This is a genomic window from Methylomonas sp. DH-1 (genome assembly GCF_046097555.1).
GTDB classification, from domain to species: Bacteria; Pseudomonadota; Gammaproteobacteria; order Methylococcales; family Methylomonadaceae; genus Methylomonas; species Methylomonas koyamae.
Window position 1 is genome coordinate 3053672 of the sequence record NZ_CP143089.1, and the last position, 21657, is coordinate 3075328.

Sequence of the window (21657 nt, forward strand, 5' to 3'; positions counted from 1 at the left end):
GCTACGCTTAAATCGACATGCCCATCACGTCTTTGTACGCATCGACCAGCTTGTTACGTACTTGCAACATGGCTTGAAACGACACGCTGGCTTTTTGCGACGCAATCATGACTTCGGCCAGGCTGACGTCGCTCTGGCCCATTTCGAAAGACTTCGCCAAATTGTTGGCGGTTTGCTGCGTCTGGTTGACCGAATCGATGGACTGTTTCAGCATCGCGGCGAAATCGCCGCCGCTATCGGCCGGCTGCGCTTTGCCGCCGGCTTCGATGGACATGGCCCGTATCTGGGCCAGGACTTGGTTGACATTGATATCTGACATGATATTGACTCGTGTGTATTGCCTGCCACTAGGCAAGCATTTTCCAGGCCAATACTCCTAGCCAGGCACAGCCACCCCCGCTTCCTTCATTCGCGCAATCTTGTAGCGCAAGGTACGGGGGCTGATGCCGAGCTTGGCTGCCGTGGCTTTACGGCTGCCGCTGGCGTCACGGAGCATTTGCAAAATAATTTTTTCTTCGGCGGAGCGCACGCCCTCGCCCAAGCTGCCGGCCTCGTGGATATCGATAGCCGGGTCGTAGGCCCAGGATTCTACGGCAATTGTTTGCCCGGCGGCAGATTGGGCCGGCAAAATCGCGGCCTCGTCGTCCAAAATCAGCTCTTCGGCGCCGATGATGCCGTTATTTTGCAAGATCAGCGCGCGCTGCACGACATTTTCCAATTCGCGCACATTGCCCGGCCACGCGTAGCAGCACAGCTTGTCCAATGCCGCGTCGTCGAAACGGCACAGCGGCCGGCCCGGCGCAGTATGTTTTTGCACCAGTTGCTGTGCCAACGGCACGATATCCGCCGGCCGCTCGCGCAAGGCCGGTATCTTCAACGGAAATACGCTGAGGCGGAAATACAGGTCTTCGCGAAACCGGCCTTCCCGGACATAGTCTTTCAACTTGCGGTTGGTGGTCGCCAAAATTCTGACATTTAGCGCGATCTTGCGTTGGCTGCCGAGTCGCTCGACCTCCTTTTCCTGCAATACCCGCAGCAGCTTGGCCTGCAGTGCGATATCCATTTCCGAGATTTCGTCCAACAGCAAAGTGCCGCCCTGCGCCGACTCGAATTTTCCTGGCGCGGACTGGATCGCGCCGGTGAATGCGCCCTTTTCGTAGCCGAACAACATGGCTTCCAGCATATTTTCCGGAATGGCCGCGCAGTTGATCGCCTCGAACGGTCCGGCGTGGTAGTGGGAATTTTTATGGATGTAGCGTGCCAAGATCTCCTTGCCGACGCCGCTTTCGCCTTCCAACAGCATCGTCACGTTGGTTTTCGCCACCTTGCCGGCCAAAGCATACAGTTTTTTCATCGCATCGTCGGCAACCACCCGCTCGACGGCAACCTGCGGCAACGGTGCGATCAACGCCGCCACCTTGTCGACCAATGCCGTCGCTTCGAACGGCTTGATCAAATAATCGGCCGCGCCGGCCTGCATCGCTTCGACCGCCTTGGGGATCGTGCCGTAAGCGGTCATCAACAGCACCGGAGTATCGGCGAATTTTTGCTGCATATTGCGCAGTAACTGAAAGCCGTCCATCACCGGCATTTGTACGTCGCTGACCACCAGTCGAACCGAATGCTTGGCTAACTGGCTGAGCGCTTCGGTACCGTTTTTGGCGGCGGCGACGCGGTAACCCTCGATTTCCAAGGTATCGCATAAGGCTTCGCACAGCGCCGCGTCGTCCTCAACGATTAATACATCAAACTGCTTCATGGCTCTTCTCCGTAGCGGCGGCGCCGGCCGACAGGCTCAACGCGTTTTGGTTGCTGCAGGGCAGCGTCAAGGTAAAGCAGGCGCCGTTTCCCGGCGCGGAGCGGCAACCGACCGTGCCGCCGTGGGCACGGGCAACGCTTTCGACGACCGCCAAACCCAGACCGGTACCGTTGGATTTGGTAGTAAAAAAAGGCTCGAACAATTTGGCGCGTTGCTCGGGTGCGATTCCGGGACCGTCGTCGGCGACGCTGATAGCGATGCCGCCAACCCCGACCGTCGCCCGCACGCTGATTTTTCGCGCACCGGCTTCCGCGGCGTTGTTGATCAAATTCAGTAACGCACCGCGCAGGGCGTCCTGGTTGCCGAACAACAACAGGTCTCCGACCGAGTTGTCGATATCCAATTCGCCGCTAAAGCCATCCTTGGCTTCGCGCAAATGCGCCATCAACCGGTTCAATGAAAAACCCTGCATCGCCATCCGCCCCTGCTTGGCGAAGATCAGCATGTCGTTGACCTGCCGCTCCAGGTAATGCAGGCGCTCCAGAATTTTTGCGGAAAACTGGCGGCGCTTGTCGTCGGCAATTCCGGGCCGATTCATTTGCGAGGCATACAGGATCGCAGTCGCCAACGGCGTGCGTACTTGATGCGCCAGACCGGCCACCATTTCCCCCATCGCGCTGAGCTGCTTTTGCTGCACCAGCGTCTCCTGCAACGAACGGATTTCGCTGACATCGGACAGCAGGATGACCTGCTCGGCATCGTTACCGAGTACGTTGTGAGTAATGTTGACTTTACGGCCGTCGCGCAATTGCCGTTCGTGCGGAGATTCGAACACCGGCTGCAAACTTCTGCCCACGACATCGGACCAGAATTGGCCGAGCAACGGTTCGCCGAGGAAATCCAGCGCATGGTTGTTGCAATCGACTACGACGCCTTGCGCATTCAACACCACTACCGCCGCCGGTAATGCCGCCAGAATTTGCTGCAAACGGCTGGCCAACCTCTCTTTTTCGACCAAGGTGCGCAGACGCTCGTCGCGGGCGGCGGCCAGTTCCCGATTCAACCTGGCGATTTGTTCTTCCAGGCCTTGGTAGGAATGAGTCAAATTCGCGGAAAGCTCGTTGAACAAGCGAAACGCGTCGGTCAGACGTTCGGCTTTTTGCTGTTGCTGAAACGATAAAGAGTTCATCGATATTTCACCAAATTACTTTAATCGCCGAAAAGCAAAAAGCAGACCACAATAATATTTAATTCAAAAACATAGCGTTACAACTCAATGCCAAGATTTTGACGGACACCATTCCGATCAAACGCAAGCCGAATGCGGACCGCGCTTCCAGACGGCAACCCAGCGCCGGACGTTATGAAATGCGGATGTCGCTTAACTGGAGACAAATCCGCTTTGCGGCTATCCTATGCCGACTTTTTGAACGAAAACGGTCCCCCCCCATGCGCATATCCAAACTACCCTCGCGTATCACTTTCGGCACATGGCTATTGGTTGCCGGTATTGCGCCCATAAACTACGCTCTAGCCGACGACGTGCTGGCCGGACAATATTACGAGCGGGCGTTGCAGGCCTATCGGGAACATAACAACGAAGCAGCCATTATCGAGCTGAAAAACGCGCTGCAGCAGAACGAACGTTACGTCGCTGCCCACGTGTTACTCGGCGATATCTACTTGCAACAAAAATCGCTTTCCGAAACGGAAGTGCAATTGAACCTGGCCAAGCAACTGGGCGCCGACCCTTCTTTAATCGTCGAGAATCTGGTCAAACTCTATACGTATGAAATCCGCTACAACGACTTGATCAAGGAAATCGATCCGGTCAAGTTCAACAATGAGTTGCGTCCGATTTTGCATGTCTACCGCGGAAACGCCTATCTTCAGCTCAATCAAATCAGCGAAGCTTTGAACGAATTCGACAGTGCGGCGCAAATCGATCCCAGCCACGTCGCCGCGGTCGTCGGCCGCGCCAATGCGCTGTTAAAGCGCGGCGACCGGAAAGGGGCCGATCTGGCTGCCGATAAAGCCATGCAGATCCAACCGGACGACCACGGCGCCTGGTTCGCCAAAGGTTCTATCAAGCATGCCAATATGGAGCTGGAGGAAGCGCTCAAGTTTTACGACAAGGCGGTCGAACTGAATCCCGACCACGTCGACACTCGTTTGGCACGGGCCGGTTTGTTGATGGACTTAAAACAGGACGATAAAGCCAAGCAGGATTTGGAATACGTGCGGAAGGCCTACCCGTTCGAACCCAAGGCTGCTTACCTAAACGCAGTGTTACTGGATAAAAATAAGCAAAAGGAAGCCGCTGCCAAGGAGCTGGTAGCCGCCGCAGATATAATTTCATCGATAAAGCCGGAATACTTATCCGCGCATGGCTCGACCTTGATGCTGTCCGGCTTAGTAAATTACAGCCTACAGCGATTCGATCTGGCTGCCGAATATCTCCGCCTTTATGTCAAGCAATTCCCCGAACAGTCCGGCCCATACACACTGCTAGCCACAATTCTGTTGAAAAAAAACGAACCGGAGCAAGCGATCGAGTTACTTCGCCCTATCCAAATCCACAACCCGCAAGACTCTCGATTGGCCTACCTATTAGGAAATGCGTTTATGCAGGCAGGCAAACACGACATGGCGAACATAATGTTCGGCAAGGCCGCCGCGTTGGGCGATGGTAAAGGAAGCCTACAAGCCGAGATCGGCTTGAATCGGCTGGCGATGGGCCAGGAGCAAGCCGCGACTCAAGACTTGGAAGCAGCTTACAAGCAAAACCCCGACTCATTACAAGCCGGCATTCCGCTGGTAGCCCTAAAAATGAGTCAAGGCGACTCGGAAAGCGCGTTACAAATCGCTCAAACGCTTTATAAAAAAGCGTCGAAAAATTTAACACTTCTTAATTTATTGGGTACAGCCCAGGTCAGCCACGGCCAATACAAACAAGCCAGGCAAAGTTTCGAGAAAGCGATCGAATTGGATCCGAATTTTCTCGCCGCGCAAATTAACCTAAGCAAACTCGACGTTGGCGAAAATAAATTCGATCAAGCTCGACAACGCCTGCAAGCCTTGAATCAAAAGGACCCGAACAATCTGGATATTTTGGTGGAATTGGCCAAAGTCGAACAAAGCGCCGGACGCCTCGACGCTGCCAGCGATTGGCTGGAGCGGGCAAAAAAGCTGGATTTAAAATCATTACCCGTGCTTTTGGCATCGGTCGATTTGAATTTAAAGATGGGTAAGGTTAGTGAAGCGACTGCGGCCGCACAAGCCGCAGAAGCCCTCGATAAGAACAACCTGCATGTTATCGATGCGTTGGCGCGCAGCTACTTGGCCAGCAACAATCGAGAAAAGGCCCTGGGCGTGTTCGTCCGAATGGCCGACCAAGCGCGCTTCAACGTAAAACAGCTCTACAAAGCAGCCCGATACCAAATCGACGCCGGCGACTATTACGAAGCCATCAAAACCCTAAAAAAAGCCGTATTGGTCGACGAAGGCCATATCCCGTCGCAAATTGCGTTGGTCGAGATGGAACTTAATCATGGCAAGCCGGTATTTGCCGCCAGCCGTGCCGAAAGCTTAATGAAACGCTACCCAAAACGGGCTTTCCCGCGCCAACTGCTGGGCGACGTTGCCCTGCACGACCAAAACTTCAGCTTGGCCAACAGCCACTACCAAGCCGCATTCGAACTGGAACCGAATACGACATCGTTAATGCAGCTCTACGACAGCTTGTACAAAACTAACCAACCGGATAAGGCATTTACCTTGCTGGAACAATGGGTAAAAAAACATTCGCAAGACTACGTACCAATGGCTGCATTCGCCAACGAATTATTGAAGAGCGGAAACTTCAAAGAAGCGGAAAAATATTACGATCTATTACTCAAACAATACCCCAACGAACCGCAATTCTTGAACAATCTGGCTTATACCTATTTGAATCTTGGCAACAACAAAGCGCTCTCGTTAGCCGAACAAGCCCATAAACTGGCCCCCGGTCAGGCGGCAACCAACGATACGCTGGGTTGGATTCTAGTTAACTCGGGCCAAGCGGAACAAGGCCTGCATTACTTGCGTAACGCCCATTCGCTGCAATCACAAGACCCGGAAATTCGCTACCATATCGGTGTGGCGTTGAGCAAAATGCAACGCAACGACGAAGCCAGGCAAGAACTCGAACAAGCGTTAAAAGCCAATACGCTGTTCAACGGCCGCGACCAAGCGAAGGTACTATTGGAAAAGTTACGCTGATAATCGAATACACAGCATCTGTCGTATTTTTTTACAACACCGCAGCCATTCGACAAAAAACAAAACGCAACCATTTGTTTAAAAAAAAAAACAATCATGGCCCAATAAATGCTTGTCAATTATCGATAAGAGCGTTTTGTCCTTTGGCCGATAGTACAATAGTTATTTTCAGACCGGCAAAGACAATGATGGAAATGAATAAAAAATAGCGAGGATTTTATGACCCGGAAATATTTGGCTGTTGCAGCTCTGTTGTTGGCACCGTTAACGGCAAACGCCACATTGTGGACCATAGGCGGCACAAACACGGTGACACCGGGTGGAGTACAAAGCATGACTGCTTACTCGGTCGGTACTTTGAGCTACTCAACATTTTCTACCGCCACCCTTCAGTGGTATGGAAGCGCTAACGGCCTGGGCGTGTTGAGCGGCTCCGAGACAACGTACAGTTATCCCGACCATGCCATCGACAACAATGGTCGCATAGAAGCGGTACTGTTTCGATTTGACGACAGTACCATCTTGGATAAACTAACGGTAGGCTGGCCGGACGCTACCACCGGCTACGATTCTGATATCTCGATTGTCAGATATACTGGTGCAGTGCCCACCACCGGCGCCCTTAGCGGTGATGCGGATATTAGCGGAAAATCCATTAACACCCTTCTCAGCAACGGCTGGGAATTCGTAGGTAGTTACAACACTATCGGAGACGTGCAAGAGGACGTTAATCCGAGCGATAAGTCGTCAAGCCTTTGGCTTATCAGCGCTTATAGCAGCAGATGGGGTTCTAACTTAGGTGATGCGGAAAACGATACTAATAAGGATTATTTCAAACTGGTATCTCTGGTTGGCTCGACTGCAAGCACCACCCCCCCTGGCACTAGCGTTCCGGAGCCGACCAGCTTATTGCTTTTGGCAAGCGGAATGCTGGGTTGGAGACTGAATCGTAAAAATCAGGCTTTCGCTGCTTAATTCAGAAAACTAAAGATCGATTGAACCGCCTGCCGGTAAAACCAGCAGGCGGTTTTTTATTGCTCGAACTTATCTAAACCTCAAGGATAAAGCGCAACCGTTTCAAGGCCTGCCGCCTCAGCCAAACCAAACATCAAGTTCATATTCTGCACCGCCTGTCCCGAAGCGCCCTTCACCAGATTGTCGATCACCGACAAAACCACCACCGTATCGCCGCCCTGCGGTTGATGCACCGCAATTTGGCAGCGGTTGCTGCCGCGCACGTTGCGGGTGTCGGCATGGCTACCGGCGGGTAACACGTCGACGAAGCGTTCTTCCCGATAACGTTGCTCGAACAGCGCCTGTAAATCCGAGCCGCTAGCGTTTAAACGCGCATAAAGCGTGGCGTGTATGCCGCGTATCATAGGCGTCAAATGCGGCACGAAAGTCAGACCCACCTCGCCGCCCGTGACGCGCGCCAATCCCTGCTTTATTTCCGGCAAATGGCGATGGCCGGCAACCGCGTAGGCTTTGAAACTTTCGCCGGCTTCGCTCATTAGCGACGCTATTTCCGCTTTGCGTCCGGCACCGCTGACGCCGGATTTGACATCCGCCACCAAGCCGCTCGCATCCACCACCCCGGCCTCCAGCAAAGGCAGGAAGCCCAATTGCACGGCAGTCGGGTAACAGCCTGGACAAGCGATCAAGCGCGCCTGTTTGATCTGCTCCCGGTTCAGCTCCGGCAAACCGTACACGGCCTCATCAATCAGGCCCGGACTGGCGTGCTGCATGCCGTACCATTTCTGCCATTCGGCCGGGTCTTTGATACGAAAATCGGCGGACAGATCGATGACTTTGACACCCAGCGCCAACAACGCTTCGGCCATCAGCATTGCCGTGCCGTTCGGCGTGGCGAAGAACACCACGTCGCAGCCTTGCAAATACTTCAGCTCCGGCGGACTGAATTGCAAATCGCAATAGCCGCGCAAACTGGGATACAACTGGTCCACCCTCGACCCGGCGTCGGCGCGGGAGGTGACGACGCTGACTTCAACTTGCGGATGCAAAACCAGAATTCTCAATAATTCGACACCGGTGTATCCCGTGCCGCCGACAATACCTGCTCGTACCATGGACTCTCTCGTGGAAACTAGACTTCTGCTAAATTGGGCCGCATATAATACACAGTCCTCCCGCAAAGCTTAACATCATGCGTGCCGTTCAGATTCAAACTAACGCCGACCTCGACCAACTCGTCGTGACCGACTGGCCGAAACCGACGCCGGGGCCCAATCAGGTTCTGATCCAAACCCACGCCGCCGGCGTCAACCGCCCCGACCTCGTGCAACGCCGAGGCCTGTATCTGCCGCCGCCGGGCGCATCGCCCATTCTTGGCTTGGAAGTCGCCGGTACCGTCGCCGAAATCGGCAGCGCGGTAACGGAAGTTGAGGTCGGCGATTCGGTCTGCGCGCTGGTCACCGGCGGCGGCTATGCCGAATATTGCCTGGCCAGCGCCTGCTGCTGTTTACCGATTCCGCGGGGATTCAGCTTTACCCAGGCCGCAGCGCTCCCGGAGGCATTTTTTACCGTGTGGAGTAACGTTTTCGACCGAGCCGGATTGCAAGCCGGCGAATCCCTGTTGGTGCATGGCGGCAGCAGCGGCATCGGCACCACCGCAATCCAGCTTGCCAAAGCCTTCGGCGCCCGTGCCATCGCGACGGCAGGCAGCGACGAGAAATGCCGGCGGTGTCTGGTGTTGGGCGCCGACCTTGCCGTAAATTACCGGCAACAGGATTTCGTCGAAGCCGTATTGGACTTTACCGGCGGTAAAGGCGTCGACGTGATTCTGGATATGGTAGGCGGGGATTATCTGCCACGTAATTTAAAATCGCTGGCAAGCGACGGCCGGCTGATGCAAATCGGGATTCAGCGAGGCAGCAAGGCCGAAATCAATTTGGCCGCGCTGCTGATGAAACGTCTGACGCTGGCCGGTTCCACCTTGCGCTCTCGCAGCGACGAGTTCAAAACTAAAATTGCCCGGCAGTTACGCGAGAAAGTCTGGCCATTGTTGGAATCCGGCCAAGTCAAACCCGTGATAGATTCTGTGTTTCCACTGGCCGAGGCCGACCGAGCCCACCGGCTGATGGAAAGCAGCCAACACATCGGAAAAATTATTCTGGAGCTATGAGCATGACCTACACCACGCTGGTTTCCGCCGCCGCCTTGGCAGCCAACCTCGACCATCCGCATTGGCGCATATTCGATTGCCGCTTCTCGCTGGCCGATACCGCCGCCGGCTATCAATCCTATCGGCAGAGCCACATACCCGGCGCGGTCTATGCCGATTTGAATAAAGACTTGTCGTCCCCGGTTCAAGCCTACACCGGCCGCCACCCGCTACCGAACTTCGAGTTGCTCGCTGCAAAACTGGGAGAGTGGGGAGTTAACAATCGCTGCCAGGTGGTCGTCTACGACGATGCCGGTGGCGCCTTTGCCGGCCGCATGTGGTGGCTACTGCGCAGCATGGGCCATACCCAGGTTGCCGTGCTGGACGGCGGCTACGGCCACTGGCGCAAACGAGGCCTGCCTACCACGGCAATATTGCCCAAAATCGCCGCCAGCGGGTTTCGCAGCTATCTCGATGACCGGCAATGGCTCAGCGCTAACCAGATTGAAACAGGTCTGGCCAGCCGCAGCATCAGATTGATCGATGCCAGAACCCAGGAGCGCTTCTTAGGCAAAGCCGAGCCGATCGACCCGGTGGCCGGCCACATACCCGGAGCGCTTAACCGGCCATTGCAATCCAATCTCGATCGAAACGGCCTGTTCCTGAGCCCCGACCAGTTACGCCGGCAATTTAGCGATTTGATTGCGCCGTGGCCGGCGGAACGCGTGGTACATATGTGCGGCTCGGGCGTGACCGCATGCCACAATTTGCTGGCGATGGAAATCGCCGGACTCAGCGGATCGAAATTGTACGCCGGCTCCTGGAGCGAGTGGATCCGCAACAAAAATCGGCCTATTGCCGGCGATGAAAGGACGGCAAAGTCACGGATTTGGATAGGGCTTGGCAGATGCGCCGGCCTGGTCTCGGAGAAACCCGGCCGACGGCTTTCGGAGTTGGTCAGCGTTCCCGAATCAGGCCGAGAACGGATTTTCCAAGACGATGGTTTCGTTGCGGTCGGGCCCGGTCGACAATATCGTGACTTTGACGCCGACCAATTGCTCGATACGGGCAATGTAAGCCTTGGCATTTTCCGGTAATTGCGCGAAATCGGTAATCCCGGCGGTGCTGCCCGACCAGCCCGGCATTTCCTCTATCACCGCCTCGCAGACGGCGTATTGGTCAGCGCCCAACGGCGCCGTTTCAGTGATTTGGCCATCGATTTTATAAGCGGTACAAATGCCGATTTTATCAAGGCCGTCCAACACGTCCAGCTTGGTCAAGCAAATGCCGGTCAAGCTGTTCAATTGGGCCGACTTTCGCATCGACACCGCATCGAACCAACCGCAGCGGCGTTTACGTCCGGTGGTGGCGCCGAATTCGTGGCCCTTTACGCCCAGATGTTCGCCGTAGCTGTCCATCAACTCGGTCGGAAACGGGCCGTTGCCGACTCGGGTCGAATAGGCCTTGGTAATACCCAGAACGTAATCCAACGCTAACGGCCCAACGCCGCTGCCGGTTGCCGCTCCGCCCGCCGTGGTATTGGAAGAGGTTACATACGGATAAGTGCCGTGGTCGATATCCAGCAGTGCGCCCTGCGCACCTTCGAATAATACGTTGTTGCCCTGTTGTTGGTGGCTATATAGAGCCTCGCCGACATCGGTCAACATAGGCTTGATGATTTCGCCCAACCGCAAGGTGTTAGCCAGAATTTCTTCGTAGTTGACCGGCTCGGCCGCGTAGTAATTGACCAACATGAAATTATGGTAATCGACCAACTCCTTCAGCCTGGCAGCAAACTCGTCCCGGTTGCGCAAGTCGCCAGCGCGCAATCCGCGACGGGCAACTTTGTCTTCGTAAGCCGGACCGATGCCGCGGCCGGTCGTGCCGATTGCCTTGCTGCCGCGCGCCTTTTCCCGAGCCTGGTCGATCGCAACGTGGACCGGCAGAATCAATGCGCAGGCTTCGCTGACTTGTAACCGGTTCCTGACCGGTACGCCCGATTTCTCCAGAATCTCGATTTCCTTGAGCAAAGCCTCCGGGCACAACACCACGCCGTTGCCGATCATGCATTGCACGCCCTCGCGCAGCACGCCGGAGGGAATCAGGTGCAGAACGGTTTTTTCGCCGTTAATCACCAAGGTGTGGCCGGCATTATGGCCGCCCTGAAAGCGTACGACAGCCGCAGCCTGTTCGGTTAACAGATCGACCAGCTTGCCCTTACCTTCATCGCCCCATTGCGTGCCGATAACAACTACATTCTTTCCCATATTTTCCAACCTTAAACTAATGGTTTAACGACCCAGCGTTGATTCTGATTTTCTAAAATTGAGTTACAGCCCATTTGCGCGGCGGCCTCAGCCTGTCCCGGCAACTGTTGGATTACCACTTCACCCTGGGCGCGTAAATCTCTGATCGCCTCCAGCAAGTCGGCATCTTCGCCGAGCGGCGCATAAACGATTTGCCGTGCGCTATCGGCGTCTTCGAACATGGCCGCCAATACTTTCAAATCGGCACTGAACCCGGTGGCGGCCCGGGCCCGGCCGAAGCGCGCGCCAATATTGTCGTAACGGCCGCCACGGGCGATTTCCTTACCCAACGCCGGCACGAATGCCGCGAACACCATGCCGGTGTGGTAGTGGTAGCCGCGCAATTCCGCCAGATCGAAACTGACGCTCAAGCCGGGAAAATCGCGGCGCAGTTTGTCGGCAATACCGCGCAAATCGGCCAGTGCAGCGCCGATAATGCCGCTGCACGGTAAACCCGCCAGCACAGCGTCAGCCTTGTCCAGCACGTCCCAACCGCCGTTCAGCTTCGGCAAAGCGTTGAAGATGGCCTGAAAGCGTTCGTCGATGGCAAAACCGGCCAACAATTCGACCAGCTCGGTTTTGGCTTTACGCTGCAACACGTCGAACAATTCCGACTCCTGCTGCTGATTCAAGCCGGCTTGCTCGGCCAGCGCCCGGTAGATCGCGACATGGCCCAAATCCAAATGCACGTTTTGCAAACCGCTGATCGCCAGCATCTCCAGCATCAAGCGGATCACTTCGTAATCGCTCTCCAATCCGGCATGGCCGTATAGTTCGGCGCCGATTTGCATCGGGCTGCGGCTCTTTTCCAACGGGTCGCCCACGGCGTGCAGCACGGTACCGGCATAGCACAAGCGGGTGGGGCCGTCATGCTGCAAATGGTGAGCGTCGATACGGGCCACCTGCGGCGTCATATCCGCACGCACGCCAAGCATTTCGCCGCTAAGCTGGTCCGTCAGTTTGAAGGTCTGCAGATCCAAATCGTGGCCGGAACCCGTCAGCAGAGAATCCAGGAAATCCACGAAGGGCGGTATCACTAGCTGATAACCCCAACAGGCAAAAGTATCGAGCAGCTTTCTGCGCAAATTTTCCAAATGCGCGGCTTGCTCCGGCAATACCTCGCCGATGCCTTCGGGCAACAGCCAGTTGTCTTTTCTTTGCATTATTTGTCTATCCCAATCACAGCAAACGCCCCGCAGAGCGGGGCGTCCGGTCGTGCAGCGTTAGATTGATGGTTTATTTCTGGTTTTTGAAAAACTTGAAGAAATCGGAATTCGGTTCCAACACCATAATATTGCCGGATTTGCCGAGTGCCTCTTTATAGGCGATCAAACTGCGGTAAAAGGCAAAGAAGTCGCTGTCTTCGCCGTAAGCTTTAGCGAAAATATCCGCAGCCCTGGCATCGCCCTCGCCGCGCAATACTTCGGAATCGCGGTAAGCGTTGGCTAAAATGATTTCGCGCTGTTTATCGGCATCGGCACGAATCCGCTCGGCGGCTTCGGAACCTTGGGAACGAAACTCGCGTGCCACCCGCGCCCGCTCGGCTTCCATCCGCTGGTATACCGAGGTACTGACTTCGTTCGGCAAATCGATGCGTTTGACCTGCACGTCGACAATATTGATACCCAATCGCGAAGCGTGCGGCGAAACGTTGGTGATCAACGAATCGCGGATCGCACTACGGTCGGTCGAAACCAATTGCCTGATTTCGCGTTTACTGAATTCGCTACGCGCAGCGTCCTTGATGATCTGGTCCAGGCGGATATTGGCCTGCCCGACATCGCCGCCCACTGTGGTGTAAAAGGTTTTCACGTCGCCGATTCGCCATTTGACGAAAGAATCGACGATAACGTTTTTCTTTTCCGCAGTCAGGAAACGTTCCGGCGTCGCATCCATAGTCAGGATACGGGCGTCGAATTTTTTTACATTATTGATGAACGGAATTTTCAGGTGCATGCCGGGCTGAAAGTCGGCCCCGACGATTTCACCCAATTGGAACTTGATGACTCTTTCGGTCTCGCCGACGGTAAACACCGACATCGACAATATAACCGCCAAAGCGCCGAAGGCTACTAGTATCTTGTTTCCCATGTTAGCGTCCTCTCACATCGCGTTCGCGGCTCGATGCGCGTATATCGTTTCTGATCTCTTTGGCTTGAGGCGCGGGCGCGACAACCGGTTCGTGCGTGGGAACCGGCGCCGAAACCGCGTCTTCTGCGGCCTTATTCACCAATTTGTCCAGCGGCAAATACATAATGCTGCCACCGGATTTAACGTCCACCAACACGTTATTCGATTTACCCAATACTTGTTCCATTGCCTCGATATACATGCGCTGTTTGGTGACCGCTGGAGCCTTCTTATACTCGGCAAGCAGTTGCGAGAAGCGGCTGACGTCGCCGTTAGCTTGCGCAATCACTTTTTCTTTATACGCTTCGGATTCCTGTACGATCCGCGAAGCGGCACCGCGTGCCTTGGGCACGACATCGTTGGAATAAGCTTCAGCCTCATTGATCAAGCGTTGCTTGTCCTCGCGCGCCTTGATGGCGTCTTCGAACGAACCCTGCACTTGTTCCGGCGGCTGCGCATCCTGCAAATTCACGCTGGTGATCAGTATCCCGGTTTTATAGGCATCCATCACCGACTGGATTTCGGTTTTGATTGCGGCAACGATTTCGCTACGGCCTTCGGTCAGCACAAAATCCATGTCGCTCCGGCCGATCACGCCGCGTTGGACGCTCTCGGTGACTTGCTTCAACGTCGAAGCCGGATCCAGCACGTTAAAGGCGTAATCCTTGGCGTCTTTGACCTGGTACTGCACAGCCAGACGCACGTCGACGATATTTTCGTCTTTGGTCAACATCATCGCTTCTTTGGGAACCGAGCCCATCGCCTGGCCGCCGCCGGAACGGTAGCCGACCTCGATGAAACGTTGCTGTTCGACGTTGATCACTTGCACTTGCTCGATCGGCGCCGGGATGTGCCAGTTCAGACCGGGTTGCGTGGTCGCCACGTAAGCGCCGAAACGCGTGACGATACCGCGGGTTCCCTCGTCCACGGTATAAAATCCGCTCAAACCCCACAGCACCAGCGCGCCGGCCGCCAAAAAGCCGATGCTTTGCATCGAAGGGCCGTTAGAACTATCGCCACGCTTGCCGCCGCCGAAAATGCCGCCCAGTTTGTCCTGCAAGGACCGGATCACTTCATCCAGATCGGGAGGATTATCCTTTTCGTTGCGACCACTCCAGGGGTCTTTTTTATCACCGCCGGGCTCATTCCAAGACATACCAAACGCTCCAAAATTGGATTTGCAAACTCAAAATTCGGCTGGCCAACAAGCGCAAAGCCGGAATTATGTTTCGAGAACGGCACGCCGCTTTCGAAAGCGCGCCATTCTATCTCAAATTACCATTAACCGAGAAAATAACTAGGTATAGAAAAACGCTATCGGGATCAGGCTACCGCTTCGACCCGGATATGTTTCAGCAGGCCCAAATGCTTTTTATCGATTTCTATCGTCAATTCGCAATCGCCGTGATCGTCGGTGACATCGCTTATTATTCTGACGAAGGCAAACAGTTTGGCTTTCAGGCCTGCCTGCCCTGCCGGCAGATAACATTTCCGAATCACTTTGCTGCTGGCGAACAATTCGCCTAATGCCTGTTGCAACAAATCGCACCCCGCCCCGCTTTGCGCCGAGATCCAGACGCAAACCGGGCGCCCTTCGGCGTCATAATCGATATGGGGTTCGAGATCGCCTAGCAAATCGATTTTATTGAATACTTTCAACTGCGCTATCTTGCCGGCACCGATATCCTCCAACACCTGGTTGACCTGGATGATGGTGTCATCTCTATCTTCAGCAGCCGAATCGATCACGTGCAGCAACAGATCGGCCTCGGCCGCTTCCTGCAACGTAGAACGGAAAGCCGCGACCAGTTCGTGCGGCAAATGCCGGATGAAACCGACCGTATCGGCCAAGATAATTTCGCCGCCATCAGGCAGCGGCAACTGGCGCAAAGTCGGATCCAAGGTCGCGAATAACTGGTCGGCGGCGTAAATCCCGGCCCCGGTCAACGTGTTGAACAAAGTCGATTTCCCGGCATTGGTATAGCCGACCAGCGAAACAGTCGGAATTTCCGCCTTTTTCCGTTTGCTGCGGCTTTGATGGCGTTGTTTTTCGACTTTTTCCAAGCGCTGTTGGATTTGTTTGATCCTTACCGCCAACAAACGCCGGTCGGTTTCCAACTGGGTCTCGCCGGGGCCGCGCAAGCCGATACCGCCTTTTTGCCGCTCCAAGTGGGTCCAACCGCGAATCAATCGAGTAGAAAGATGCTTCAACTGCGCCAATTCGACTTGCAACTTACCTTCGAAGGTCTGCGCGCGCTGAGCAAATATATCCAGAATCAAACCGTTACGGTCAACCACCCTCACCTCCAATGCCCTTTCCAGATTGCGTTCCTGACTGGGCGACAACGGATGGTTGACGATGATGATGTCGGCTTGGTGTTCGACCACGGCAGCCTTGATTTCGTCGAGCTTGCCGATGCCGACGAAATACTTGGGGTCCGGGCGGTGGCGACTGCCGGTGACCACATGAATCGGCTGGGCACCGGCGGATTTGGTGAGTTCTTTCAGCTCGTCGAGATCTTCTTGTCCGACTTGCAAATTCAGGTGAACGAGTATCGCCCGTTCGCCCGCATCGGGACGTTCAAACAAAAAAAGGCCTCTTAGCTCTCGTCGCTGGGCTCGGCATCACGGTGCATATTGACGTTTTTGCCGGGAACGATGGTGGAAATGGCGTGTTTGTAAACCATTTGGTTGACGGTATTTTTCAGCATCACAACGTACTGATCGAAAGAATCGACGCGACCTTGCAGCTTGATACCGTTCACCAAGAAAATCGACACCGGGGTATGTTCTTTTCTCAGGGCGTTCAAAAAATTGTCCTGCAAGTTTTGTGCTTTCGACATCCTATTTCTCCTTATTATTGTTCGGTGCGCTATTAATACATTAACCGCTACATCTGCCGATTTCAACAGGACAGCCGCGGCCTCATAAAAAACTAAATTCAAGTTTGGGACAAAGCCGCGCTATTTCAAGTTCAAAGCCAACTTTATTAGCCGCCGGGTCCGCCGCCATTGTCGGCGGCGAACCCTTAACCCCGGCTTAGCCGATTTTTTTGTATTTGATACGGCGCGGATTATCGGCGTCGGTTCCCAACCGGCGATGGCGATCGGCTTCGTAATCGGCGTAGTTGCCTTCGAACCAGACCACCTCGCTGTCGCCTTCGAACGCCAGCATATGGGTGGCGATCCGATCCAGGAACCAACGGTCGTGCGAGATCACTACGGCACAACCGGGGAAGCCCAGCAGCGCCTCTTCCAGCGCCCGCAAGGTTTCTACGTCCAAATCGTTGGTCGGCTCGTCGAGCAGCAACACGTTGCCGCCGCTTTTCAGCAACTTGGCCAAGTGCACCCGGTTACGCTCGCCGCCAGACAATTCCCCGATACGCTTTTGCTGATCCGAGCCTTTGAAATTGAACCGGCCGCAATAGGCACGCGACGGCGTTTCGTACTTGCCAACCGTGATCATGTCCAAGCCGTCCGAAATCTCTTCCCAAACCGTTTTATTGTTATCCATATCGTCGCGGAACTGTTCGACGTAGGACAACTGCACGGTTTGGCCGAAATTGAACGAACCGGAATCCGGCTGCTCCATGCCGGCCATCATTTTGAACAAAGTGGTTTTACCGGCGCCGTTCGGACCGATAATGCCGACGATGCCGCCCGGCGGCAGTTTGAAACTTAAATTGTTGATCAACAAGCGGTCGCCGAAGCCCTTACTAATGTTGTCGGCTTCGATGACGACGTCGCCCAAGCGCGGTCCGGGCGGAATATAAATTTCCTGGGTCTCGTTGCGCTGTTGCACTTCGACCGACGACAACTCCTCGAAACGGGCCAGACGCGCCTTGCTTTTGGCGTGGCGGCCTTTCGGATTCTGCCGCACCCACTCCAACTCGGCCTTCATGGCTTTCTGGCGGGAAGTCTCCTGCTTTTCCTCCAACTCCAGCCGTTTTTCCTTCTGCTCCAGCCAGGACGAATAATTGCCTTCCCACGGAATCCCCATGCCGCGGTCCAACTCCAGAATCCAGCCGGCGACGTTATCCAGAAAGTAGCGGTCGTGAGTCACGGCAACGACGGTGCCGGTATAATCGTGCAGGAAGCGCTCCAACCAGGCGACCGATTCGGCGTCCAAGTGGTTGGTCGGCTCGTCCAGCAACAGCATATCGGGTTTGGACAGCAATAAGCGGCACAACGCCACCCGCCGCTTCTCGCCGCCGGAGAGCTTGTTCACATCGGCATCCCAATCCGGCAAGCGCAGCGCGTCTGCGGCAATTTCCAATTGCCGGTCCAGATTATGGCCGTCGCAGGCGTTGATAATGTCCTCCAGTTTGGCTTGCTCGGCAGCCAGCTTGTCGAAATCGGCATCCGGTTCGGCATAAGCTGCATAAACCGCATCCAGTTTCGCCAAGGCATCCTTGATGTGCTGCACCGATTCTTCGATGATGCCGCGCACGTTTTTGCTCGGATCCAACTGCGGCTCCTGCGGCAAATAGCCGATGTTGATGCCTTTCAGCGGAATCGCCTCGCCTTCGATTTCCTTATCCACGCCGGCCATGATCCGTAGCAGCGTCGATTTACCCGAGCCGTTCAGACCCAACACACCGATCTTCGCGCCGGGAAAAAACGACAGCGAGATGTCCTTCAGGATGTATTTTTTAGGCGGCACCACCTTGCCGACCCGGTTCATGGAGAAAATATATTGCGCCATTGTTGCTCTGTTGCAAAAAATAAACGGCTATTATACCTTGCCACATGGAAATTCAAGCCGGCCATTTCAACTCAGCCAGCTTGCCGCCCCGCAACCGAAACCGCCGTTGCCGATAGCGATGTCGCTTCGCATCGGTAGATTAGCTTCTCCATGCCCGTATCCGCGCCATTCATCGACATTCATTGCCACGGCAGTCCGCGGGACGCGGATTGGCTAATCCGCAGCCTGGACATGTCGGAAATTGCCGAACTGCCGGCACTACTCCGCGCCGGCAACCACCGCTATGCCAGCATCGGCGCCCACCCTTGGCATATCGGCCTGCAAGACCCGGAACACGACTGGCTCGTCCAGCGCAGCCTTTGTACCGGCCCGCGTGTGCTTGCCGTCGGCGAATCCGGCCTGGATAAATGCATAGCTACGCCTCTGCAGCGGCAGACGGCAGTGTTCCGGGGCCAGATCGAATTGGCCGAGCAGCTCGGCAAACCGTTGATCGTTCATTGCGTGCGCGCCCACAACGAGCTGATCGCGGTAAAAAAATCGGCCAAACCGACTCAAGCCTGGATCGTCCACGGTTTTAGCGGCAAACCCGCACTGGCCGAACAACTGCTGAATCACGGTTGTTACCTTTCGTTCGGCAAATTCTTGTTAAAACCGGAACATCCGTCGCGACTGGCGCTATTGCACACGCCGCCGGAGCGTTTATTCCTGGAAACCGACGCCGCCACGCAGCTTTCGATTAGTGAAATCTATAGTGAAGCGGCTAAAATCCTCGGTTTGGACATCCAAACCCTGCAGCGCCGTATCGTTGCCAATTTTCAAAGAGTATTCCTGCATGACTGATTTAAGCTGGCTGTCCCGTACCGAATTGCTGATCGGCAGCCCCAAGCTGGACAAACTCCAGCAATCCCACGTGTTGGTAGTCGGCATGGGCGGCGTCGGTTCGTTTGCCGCCGAATTCATCTGCCGCGCCGGAGTCGGCAAGATGACCATCGTCGACGGCGACGTGGTCGAAACCAGCAACCGCAACCGGCAGTTGCCGGCCTTGGCCACCACCATCGGCCAAGCCAAGGCCGACGTGATGGGCGCACGCTTGCTGGAGATCAATCCGGATTTGCAGCTCACCATCAAGCACGAATTCATCACCCCGGACACCGCCGCCGCATTGCTCGACGAGACTCATTACGACTACGTCGTCGATGCCATCGACAGCCTGACGCCGAAGATCCACTTGATCCGCGCCGCCAAGACCCGAAAATTGAAAATCGTCAGTTCGATGGGCGCCGGCGGGAAGATGGATCCGACCCATCTCAAGGTGGTGGATATTTCCAAAACCTACAACTGCCCGTTCGCCCAGTTCATTCGCATCCGCTTGCGCAAACACGGCATCAGCCGTGGCGTGAAAGTGGTGTTCTCGCCGGAAGTGGTCAATAAAGATTCGTTGATGTTCACCGACGGCAGCAATTACAAAAAATCGGCCTACGGCACGATCTCGTATTTACCGGCGGCGTTCGGCGGCGTCTGCGCTTCCGTCGTCATCCGCAATCTGATCCACGATCCGGCCCACAGCCACAAACACCAAGTATGAATAGCAACAAACCAAGCGGGGGCGGCGGCTTGACGGTCGGCTTTGCCCAAAGCAGCCGGCTGCGGAAAATGCGCGAAAAAGCGCTAGGCGCCGCTACGCCTGCACCTGCCGTAACACCGGCGATTGCGGAAACCAGTGCCGGCGATACCAAACTCAGCCCGGAATTGCTGTTGGCCCGGCGTTTGATAGACCGGCGCCTGTCCGAACTGTTAGCGACATTGCCGTCCGGCAAACAACACAGCCTGTTTCGCATCCGCTTCGGCATTGAGCTGAATCGGATCAAAGACTTGCCGATTCGACAAGTGTTCAGCCGATTGAAAATCGCCGATCCGCAGTTGCCGCCCCATTCGCCGGCGATGAAGCGCATCGGCGATCTGAATTATAATGGCAAGCCTTGCGGCTGAGGCCGCGCCACCGTGTTGCTTTTCAGCCCACCCAACCATTGATGCCAGCCACGATTTACACGCTAGAACCAAACCAGGATTACCGCGACCAGAGCCTACGCCACGGCGCCGAGCTGTCCACCGCCGAACTGCAAGCCGACGCCGCCAAGCACTACGACGATTGTTATAACGATTATCTGTTCGCCTGGTGCAACCGCGACAACCTGGCTTTGCATTACGGCTATTGGGACGCAGCCCTCCCTTACGACCAGCATCAGGCCCTGCTCAATAAAAACCAGGTGCTGTATCAAAAAGCCGGCATCCAGCCCGGCGATCAGGTTTTGGATGCCGGCTGCGGCATCGGCGGCAGTACCATCTGGATGGCCAAGCAACACGGCAATCGTGTCACCGGCATTACGATCAGCGCCAAACAGGCCGCTTACGCCCGCAACCACGCCAAGCGCCATGGCGTGTCGGAATTAGTGGACTTTCAAGTGGCGGATTTTTGCGCGACGCCGTTTGCCGATGCATCGTTCGATGCGGTTTGGGCTTTGGAGAGTTCCTGCCATGCGCTAAATAAGGGCGATTTTTTAAAGGAAGCCTGGCGGCTATTGAAACCGGGCGGCCGCATCGTGGTTTGCGACGGCTTTGTGTTGCAGCGCCAGTTCAGCGCCGAGCAATGGCAAGCGGTGGTAACCTGCCTGAACGGCTGGGCCGTACCCAACTTGTGCAGTCGCGACGAATTCAACGGCCTGCTGCAACAGCAAGGCTTTTCCGATATCGTCTGCCACGACATTACCGCGCAAACCCGAGCTTCCGTCGAGCATATGTACAAGGTAGCCAAACGCCTGAAACCGGTCCAAACTATCAGCCAATGGCTGGGGCTACGTTCCAAAGCCCAAACCGCCAATTATTTGGTCGGCCTGGCGCAATATCGCCTGTTCACGGAAAAACTGACCGAATATTGCATTTTTACCGCGCACAAAAACTAAAAGAGCCGTTCATGTTGTTACCGCGTTTGAAATGGGTGCCGTTGCTGGCGACGTTGGCCGGCTGCGCCAGTGCGCCGGCCAACAGCGGGATGGACAGTTTCGCAGATTACGCCGAATCGGTATTCCGCCATCAAAACGCCATCATCAGCCGGTTGATGATGCTCAGCGACTCCGACTTGCTACCGGAGACCGATAATTTCGAAGATACCGAACAGGCAATGCACGACGCCTGCCATCTGCTGAACGAATATGCGGAACGCGAGGCCGACGGCGAGAGCATGGGCTTAAGATTCAAGGCTAAGGTGCAATCCAGCATCGAAGGTTGCGACGCCAGCGTACAAAAAATGGAAGGGCTGTTATCCGATATAGACCCAACGCCAGCCCCGCCACACGGCCAGCGCTAAGCGCCGAACG

General features: G+C 55.4%; 19 protein-coding genes and 1 pseudogene. 9 read left to right on the plus strand and 11 right to left on the minus strand.

Annotation, left to right across the window (positions count from 1 at the left end):
- Positions 1 to 7: 7 nt before the first annotated feature.
- The 3 genes from fliE to VXJ35_RS13970 are packed head-to-tail and all read right to left on the minus strand — an operon-like array spanning position 8 to position 2948.
- Complete coding sequence (gene fliE, locus VXJ35_RS13960; protein WP_064022025.1) at positions 8 to 319, minus strand: flagellar hook-basal body complex protein FliE; 312 nt, start codon at positions 317 to 319, stop codon at positions 8 to 10.
- 57 nt (positions 320 to 376) lie between these two features.
- Positions 377 to 1759, minus strand: a complete 1383-nt coding sequence (locus tag VXJ35_RS13965) for a sigma-54 dependent transcriptional regulator (protein WP_064022026.1) — start codon at positions 1757 to 1759, stop codon at positions 377 to 379.
- Positions 1746 to 2948, minus strand: a complete 1203-nt coding sequence (locus VXJ35_RS13970; RefSeq protein ID WP_064022027.1) for a PAS domain-containing sensor histidine kinase — start codon at positions 2946 to 2948, stop codon at positions 1746 to 1748. Before VXJ35_RS13970 ends, VXJ35_RS13965 begins: the two co-directional genes overlap by 14 nt.
- A 260-nt stretch (positions 2949 to 3208) precedes the next feature.
- Here VXJ35_RS13970 and prsT point away from each other — a divergent pair, with 260 nt between their 5' ends.
- Together prsT and xdp1 are read left to right on the plus strand one after the other, a co-directional pair.
- Entirely contained in the window at positions 3209 to 6022 is a 2814-nt protein-coding gene (prsT, locus tag VXJ35_RS13975; protein WP_064022028.1) for an XrtA/PEP-CTERM system TPR-repeat protein PrsT, read from the plus strand.
- 219 nt (positions 6023 to 6241) lie between these two features.
- Positions 6242 to 6997: an exosortase-dependent surface protein XDP1 gene (gene xdp1, locus VXJ35_RS13980; RefSeq protein ID WP_082880928.1), complete on the plus strand. Its 756-nt coding sequence runs from the start codon at positions 6242 to 6244 to the stop codon at positions 6995 to 6997.
- A gap of 80 nt (positions 6998 to 7077) precedes the next feature.
- On the opposite strand, the gene argC is transcribed toward xdp1, so the two are convergent.
- A complete protein-coding gene (gene argC / locus VXJ35_RS13985) occupies positions 7078 to 8109 on the minus strand; it encodes an N-acetyl-gamma-glutamyl-phosphate reductase (protein ID WP_064022030.1) in 1032 nt (343 codons plus the stop codon).
- 77 nt (positions 8110 to 8186) lie between these two features.
- Between argC and VXJ35_RS13990 the strand changes: the two genes are divergently transcribed.
- Positions 8187 to 9164: an NAD(P)H-quinone oxidoreductase gene (locus tag VXJ35_RS13990; protein ID WP_064022031.1), complete on the plus strand. Its 978-nt coding sequence runs from the start codon at positions 8187 to 8189 to the stop codon at positions 9162 to 9164.
- A 2-nt stretch (positions 9165 to 9166) separates the two neighbouring features.
- Positions 9167 to 9970, plus strand: a pseudogene (locus VXJ35_RS13995) (sulfurtransferase); the annotation flags it as partial.
- Between the two features lie 144 nt (positions 9971 to 10114).
- Here the strand turns inward: VXJ35_RS13995 and VXJ35_RS14000 are convergent.
- The 7 genes from VXJ35_RS14000 to ettA form a co-directional block, all read right to left on the minus strand.
- A complete protein-coding gene (locus VXJ35_RS14000) occupies positions 10115 to 11410 on the minus strand; it encodes an adenylosuccinate synthase (protein WP_064023521.1) in 1296 nt (431 codons plus the stop codon).
- A gap of 11 nt (positions 11411 to 11421) precedes the next feature.
- Complete coding sequence (locus tag VXJ35_RS14005; protein WP_064022032.1) at positions 11422 to 12612, minus strand: ATP phosphoribosyltransferase regulatory subunit; 1191 nt, start codon at positions 12610 to 12612, stop codon at positions 11422 to 11424.
- 73 nt (positions 12613 to 12685) lie between these two features.
- The gene (hflC, locus tag VXJ35_RS14010) at positions 12686 to 13540 is read right to left on the minus strand and encodes a protease modulator HflC (RefSeq protein WP_064022033.1); all 855 of its coding nucleotides are present in this window, start codon (positions 13538 to 13540) and stop codon (positions 12686 to 12688) included.
- 1 nt (position 13541) lies between these two features.
- Entirely contained in the window at positions 13542 to 14735 is a 1194-nt protein-coding gene (hflK, locus tag VXJ35_RS14015; RefSeq protein ID WP_064022034.1) for an FtsH protease activity modulator HflK, read from the minus strand.
- 167 nt (positions 14736 to 14902) lie between these two features.
- Positions 14903 to 16168, minus strand: a complete 1266-nt coding sequence (gene hflX, locus VXJ35_RS14020) for a ribosome rescue GTPase HflX (protein ID WP_064022035.1) — start codon at positions 16166 to 16168, stop codon at positions 14903 to 14905.
- Positions 16169 to 16179: 11 nt separating this feature from the next.
- Positions 16180 to 16422 (minus strand): RNA chaperone Hfq, encoded by a 243-nt coding sequence (hfq, locus tag VXJ35_RS14025; protein ID WP_054758645.1) that lies wholly within the window; start codon positions 16420 to 16422, stop codon positions 16180 to 16182.
- A gap of 196 nt (positions 16423 to 16618) precedes the next feature.
- Positions 16619 to 18283: an energy-dependent translational throttle protein EttA gene (gene ettA / locus VXJ35_RS14030; RefSeq protein WP_054758644.1), complete on the minus strand. Its 1665-nt coding sequence runs from the start codon at positions 18281 to 18283 to the stop codon at positions 16619 to 16621.
- Positions 18284 to 18433: 150 nt separating this feature from the next.
- Between ettA and VXJ35_RS14035 the strand changes: the two genes are divergently transcribed.
- From VXJ35_RS14035 to VXJ35_RS14055, 5 genes are read left to right on the plus strand one after another with little or no spacing between them, the layout of a single operon-like run.
- A complete protein-coding gene (locus VXJ35_RS14035; RefSeq protein ID WP_064022036.1) occupies positions 18434 to 19123 on the plus strand; it encodes a TatD family hydrolase in 690 nt (229 codons plus the stop codon).
- Positions 19116 to 19868, plus strand: a complete 753-nt coding sequence (locus VXJ35_RS14040) for a ThiF family adenylyltransferase (RefSeq protein ID WP_054758642.1) — start codon at positions 19116 to 19118, stop codon at positions 19866 to 19868. The genes VXJ35_RS14035 and VXJ35_RS14040 overlap by 8 nt, the downstream gene beginning before the upstream one ends.
- Positions 19865 to 20272 (plus strand): hypothetical protein, encoded by a 408-nt coding sequence (locus tag VXJ35_RS14045; RefSeq protein ID WP_064022037.1) that lies wholly within the window; start codon positions 19865 to 19867, stop codon positions 20270 to 20272. Before VXJ35_RS14040 ends, VXJ35_RS14045 begins: the two co-directional genes overlap by 4 nt.
- Before the next feature lie 41 nt (positions 20273 to 20313).
- Complete coding sequence (locus VXJ35_RS14050) at positions 20314 to 21243, plus strand: methyltransferase domain-containing protein (RefSeq protein WP_231914752.1); 930 nt, start codon at positions 20314 to 20316, stop codon at positions 21241 to 21243.
- A gap of 11 nt (positions 21244 to 21254) precedes the next feature.
- A complete protein-coding gene (locus VXJ35_RS14055; RefSeq protein WP_064022038.1) occupies positions 21255 to 21647 on the plus strand; it encodes a hypothetical protein in 393 nt (130 codons plus the stop codon).
- Positions 21648 to 21657: the final 10 nt, after the last annotated feature.

Coding starts and splice junctions, on each gene's coding strand:
- fliE (WP_064022025.1), bottom strand. CDS start 319: ATGTCAGATATCAATGTCAACCAAGTCCTGGCCCAGATACGGGCCATG.
- VXJ35_RS13965 (WP_064022026.1), bottom strand. CDS start 1,759: ATGAAGCAGTTTGATGTATTAATCGTTGAGGACGACGCGGCGCTGTGC.
- VXJ35_RS13970 (WP_064022027.1), bottom strand. CDS start 2,948: ATGAACTCTTTATCGTTTCAGCAACAGCAAAAAGCCGAACGTCTGACC.
- prsT (WP_064022028.1), top strand. CDS start 3,209: ATGCGCATATCCAAACTACCCTCGCGTATCACTTTCGGCACATGGCTA.
- xdp1 (WP_082880928.1), top strand. CDS start 6,242: ATGACCCGGAAATATTTGGCTGTTGCAGCTCTGTTGTTGGCACCGTTA.
- argC (WP_064022030.1), bottom strand. CDS start 8,109: ATGGTACGAGCAGGTATTGTCGGCGGCACGGGATACACCGGTGTCGAA.
- VXJ35_RS13990 (WP_064022031.1), top strand. CDS start 8,187: ATGCGTGCCGTTCAGATTCAAACTAACGCCGACCTCGACCAACTCGTC.
- VXJ35_RS14000 (WP_064023521.1), bottom strand. CDS start 11,410: ATGGGAAAGAATGTAGTTGTTATCGGCACGCAATGGGGCGATGAAGGT.
- VXJ35_RS14005 (WP_064022032.1), bottom strand. CDS start 12,612: ATGCAAAGAAAAGACAACTGGCTGTTGCCCGAAGGCATCGGCGAGGTA.
- hflC (WP_064022033.1), bottom strand. CDS start 13,540: ATGGGAAACAAGATACTAGTAGCCTTCGGCGCTTTGGCGGTTATATTG.
- hflK (WP_064022034.1), bottom strand. CDS start 14,735: ATGTCTTGGAATGAGCCCGGCGGTGATAAAAAAGACCCCTGGAGTGGT.
- hfq (WP_054758645.1), bottom strand. CDS start 16,422: ATGTCGAAAGCACAAAACTTGCAGGACAATTTTTTGAACGCCCTGAGA.
- ettA (WP_054758644.1), bottom strand. CDS start 18,283: ATGGCGCAATATATTTTCTCCATGAACCGGGTCGGCAAGGTGGTGCCG.
- VXJ35_RS14035 (WP_064022036.1), top strand. CDS start 18,434: ATGCCCGTATCCGCGCCATTCATCGACATTCATTGCCACGGCAGTCCG.
- VXJ35_RS14040 (WP_054758642.1), top strand. CDS start 19,116: ATGACTGATTTAAGCTGGCTGTCCCGTACCGAATTGCTGATCGGCAGC.
- VXJ35_RS14045 (WP_064022037.1), top strand. CDS start 19,865: ATGAATAGCAACAAACCAAGCGGGGGCGGCGGCTTGACGGTCGGCTTT.
- VXJ35_RS14050 (WP_231914752.1), top strand. CDS start 20,314: ATGCCAGCCACGATTTACACGCTAGAACCAAACCAGGATTACCGCGAC.
- VXJ35_RS14055 (WP_064022038.1), top strand. CDS start 21,255: ATGTTGTTACCGCGTTTGAAATGGGTGCCGTTGCTGGCGACGTTGGCC.